3 protein-coding genes are annotated in these 3,740 nt (G+C 71.4%); all 3 read right to left on the bottom strand.

From position 1 onward, the window contains the following. The coding region (locus tag FUT87_RS06170; RefSeq protein WP_147240430.1) for a sigma-54 dependent transcriptional regulator at positions 1 to 1,092 on the bottom strand (1,092 nt) is incomplete at its 3' end. 31 nt (positions 1,093 to 1,123) lie between these two features. Further along, on the bottom strand, positions 1,124 to 2,356 hold the full coding sequence (locus FUT87_RS06165) for an ABC transporter permease (protein ID WP_147240429.1): 1,233 nt from the start codon (positions 2,354 to 2,356) through the stop codon (positions 1,124 to 1,126). Positions 2,357 to 2,388: 32 nt separating this feature from the next. Further along, entirely contained in the window at positions 2,389 to 3,702 is a 1,314-nt protein-coding gene (locus tag FUT87_RS06160; protein ID WP_147240428.1) for an ABC transporter permease, read from the bottom strand. Positions 3,703 to 3,740: the final 38 nt, after the last annotated feature.

Here is a 3,740-nt window from a genome sequence, read left to right as displayed (position 1 = left end):
CCGCACGTTGCCGGGCCAGGGATGCGCCATCAGCGCTTCCCCGGCGCCGTCGCTGAGCGTGGCCCGGCCGGCCAGGAAGTGCTCGGCCAGCGGCAGGATGTCCTGCGGCCGCTCGGCCAGGCCGGGCAGCGCGACCTCGATGACGTTGAGCCGGTAGTACAGGTCCTCGCGGAAGGTGCCGGCGCGCACCATCGCGCGCAGGTCGGCGTTGGTGGCCGAGATCACCCGTACCGCGGTCTGGCGCGTGCGGCTCGAGCCCAGCCGCTCGAAGCGGCCCGTCTCCAGCACCCGCAGCAGCTTGACCTGGCCAGCCAGCGGCAGGTTGCCGATCTCGTCGAGGAACAGCGTGCCGCCGTCGGCGGTCTCGAAGCGGCCTTCGCGCGCCCGCGCCGCGCCGGTGTAGGCACCGCTCTCGGCGCCGAAGAGCTCGGCCTCGATCAGCTCGCCCGGCAGCGCGCCGCAGTTGATCGCCACGAAGGGCCCGCCGGCGACCGCCGAGTTGGCATGCACGATCGCCGCGATGCGCTCCTTGCCACTGCCGTTCGGCCCGGTGACCAGCACCGGCGCCGCCGAGCGGGCGACCTGGCAGGCCAGCTCCAGGCAGCGCAGCAGCGCCGGGGATTCGAAGACCAGGCCGTCGAGCCGGTAGCGCCGGCGCAGCTCCTCGCGACGCTGGCGCTGCTCGTGCCGGCTCTCGCGCAGCGCGCGGCCGTTCTCGGCCAGCTCCAGCAGGTTCTCGACCGTCGCCAGCAGCTTGGCGTCGTCCCAGGGCTTGGCCAGATAGTCCGCCGCGCCGGCCTTGACCAGCGCCACCGCCTGCTCCAGCTGCGTCCAGGCGGTCAGCAGGATGATGGGCAGGTCCGGATGACGCTCGCGCAACTGTTGGAACAGCGCGCGACCTTCCTCGCCCGAGGTCGTGTCCGCGCTGAAGTTCATGTCCTGGATCACCAGGTCCACGCGCCGCCGCGCCAGCATGGCCAGGCCCTCGGCCGGCGAGGCCGCGTACAGCGCCTCGATGTCGTGCAGCGAGAGCAGCAGCGACAGCGCCTCGCCGACACCGGCGTGGTCATCGATGATCAGGACGGTTCTCATGGGTGGCGCAGCATAGCAAGGGGGCCGGCGCTCAGCCGCCGCGCAGGGCCGCCACCGGCGGCAGCGCCGCGGCCCGCCGCGCCGGCGCGAACACCGCGATCTGGCCCAGGGTCCACAGCACCAGCGCGCCGATCGGCAGGTAGATCCAGGGCAGGCGCGGCAGCTCGTAGTTCGTCATCAGCAGCAGGCTGATGCCGTAGGCGCCGATCATGCCCAGCACGATGCCGGCGCTGGACAGCAGCAGGTTCTCGGTCTGGAAGTAGCGCAGGATCTGGCCGCGCGTGGCGCCCAGCGCCCGCCGCGTGCCGATCATCCGCGTGCGCTGCTGCACCCAGAAGCTGGCCAGGCCGACGATGCCGAAGGCCGTCACCACCAGCAGCCCGACGCATACGCCGGCCAGCAACTGGATCATCGAGCGGTCCTGGCGGTAGTAGTCCGCGCGCAGCTTGACCAGCGTCTCCTGGTCCCGGATCACGCGGCGCAGCCCCGGGCTGTTGGCCAGCAGCTTGGCCGTGGCCGCCTTGAGCACCGCCTCGCGGTCGGCGCCCGGCGCGACGCGGATCATGAAGCCGCCGCCGCGGAAGCTCGGCTGCACCGGGAACATCATCGTGTTGAGCGCGTTCTCGTCCTCCGAGCCCGGGTTGGGCGAGGGCAGGTCGCGCACCACGCCGACGACGCGCTGCGGCTCGTTGCCGTAGACGTAGACCGCCTTGCCGAGCGCCGATTCGCCGGGCCACAGCCGCTCGGCCATGGTCTTGTTGATGATCACCGCCGGCACCCGCGGATCGGGATTGGCGTCCAGCGTCGATCCGGGCACGAACTCGTTGGGCTCGAAGTCGCGGCCCTCGACCAGCTTCAGCCCCATCGTGCCGATGAAGCCGGGACCGGTCGTGTAGTGGCTGGCGACGATGCGGCTGGACCGCGTCGTGTCCGGCGTCAGCCGCACGCCGGAGTTGTTGGAGCTGCGGCCGTAGGGGTACTGGTTGGTCAGCGACACCGAGGCCACGCCCGGCACCTGCCGCAGCGCGGCCAGGTCGGCCTGCGTCTGCGGCTCGGGGTTCTCGACGCGCGCCATGCTGGCCAGCGAGAAAGTCACCAGCGCCTGCTCGTCGGCGCCGGTGTCGGCGTTGATGCGCTCGATGCGCTGGAAGATCAGGAAGAGCGCGTTGCACACGATCGCGCAGGTCAGCGCGATCTGCAGCACGATCAGTCCGGCGGCGGTCTTGTGACGCTTGAGCGTCGAGAGGATGGGCAGGATGTCCATGTCGGCGTTCTCCTTGACTCGGGGTCAGCGGGTCATTGCGTCTTGAGCTGGATGGCGGGCGTGATCTGGCAGGCGCGCCAGGCCGGCAGCAGCCCCGCCAGCACGCTGGCGGCCAGCGAGACGCCCAGCGTCGTGGCCAGCATCTGCCAGTCCAGCCGCGCGAGCTGGGCGTAGTCCGACGGGTTCTGCCGCACCACCCACAGCCCGATCCAGGTCAGCGCCAGGCCCAGCACGCCGCCCACCAGGCCCAGCGTGCCGGCCTCGACCAGGAACTGCAGGAAGATCTGCCGCCGCGGCGCGCCCAGCGCGCGGCGCACGCCGATCTCGCCGCTGCGGCGCAGGCACTTGGCCAGCAGCAGCCCCACCGTGTTGGTCAGGCACACGGCCAGGAACCCGAAGGCCAGCCACACCTGCAGCTGGATGTCGCTGGGCACGACCTTGCGCTGGCTCAGCCACGCCATGACGCCCGTCAGCCGCGGATTGGCGGGGCGCTCGAAGCGGCCGGCCTCGCGCTGCTGGTTCGAGTACTGCGTCAGGTAGGTCCGGTAGTCGGCGACCTGCTGGGGCGTGTCCAGCTGCACCCAGTACTGCAGCCAGGCGCAGGGCGCGTTGAGCGACCGCGGATCGATGCCGTCCGAGCGGCCCCAGCAGTTCATGTTGCCGGCGCCGCCGAAACGCAGCGTCAGCGAGGTCGACAGCGGGATGTAGACGTCCGCCGGCTTGGCGTAGGAGCCCAGCGTCAGGTCGAAGTAGTGCGGCGCCGGCCGCCACGGCTGGAGCACGCCGACGACGGTGAAGTCCTTGTCGCGCAGCCGCACCGTCTTGCCGCGGCTGTCCTGGCCGCCGAAGAGCTTGTCGTTGAGCTCGGCCGAGAGCACCGCGACGCGCGCCTCGGCGCCGTCGTCGGCGGCGGTCCAGCCGTTGCCGTAGCGGAAGGGCGCGTCGAACATGGTGAAGAAGTCGGCCGAGGTCCAGCGGCCGCCGGTGAAGAACGGCGGCTGCGCGGCGTCGCCCGAGCCGGCCGGGTCGATCGCGATGAAGGCGCCGGTCATCATGACCTGATGCACGCCGCGTCTGGCGCGCAGCAGCTGCTCGGCATCGAAGCGGGTGAGCTGCAGCTCGGGCTCGTCGTCGGGCTTCCAGTCGCGCCGGGTCTCGGCGTCGAGCTGGACGTTGAAGAGCCGGTCGCTCTTGTGCGGGATCGGATCGCCCGACAGGACGTGGAACACCGTCAGGGTCGTCATGCAGGCGGCCACGCCCATCGCGATCGACAGCAGCATCAGCACCGTCAGGCCGCGATGGCTGCGGAAGGCGCGCAGGGCCAGTTCGAGGTAGTAGGTCAGCATCGGAGGTCCTCTCTCAGCTCATCGCGCCGCGAGCGCGG

Source organism: Mitsuaria sp. TWR114, from assembly GCF_007997345.1.
This window is presented reverse-complemented; position numbering and strand designations above follow the sequence as displayed.

Excerpts from the sequence above, each read along its gene's own strand:
- FUT87_RS06165 (WP_147240429.1), bottom strand. The coding sequence starts at position 2,356 with ATGGACATCCTGCCCATCCTCTCGACGCTCAAGCGTCACAAGACCGCC.
- FUT87_RS06160 (WP_147240428.1), bottom strand. The coding sequence starts at position 3,702 with ATGCTGACCTACTACCTCGAACTGGCCCTGCGCGCCTTCCGCAGCCAT.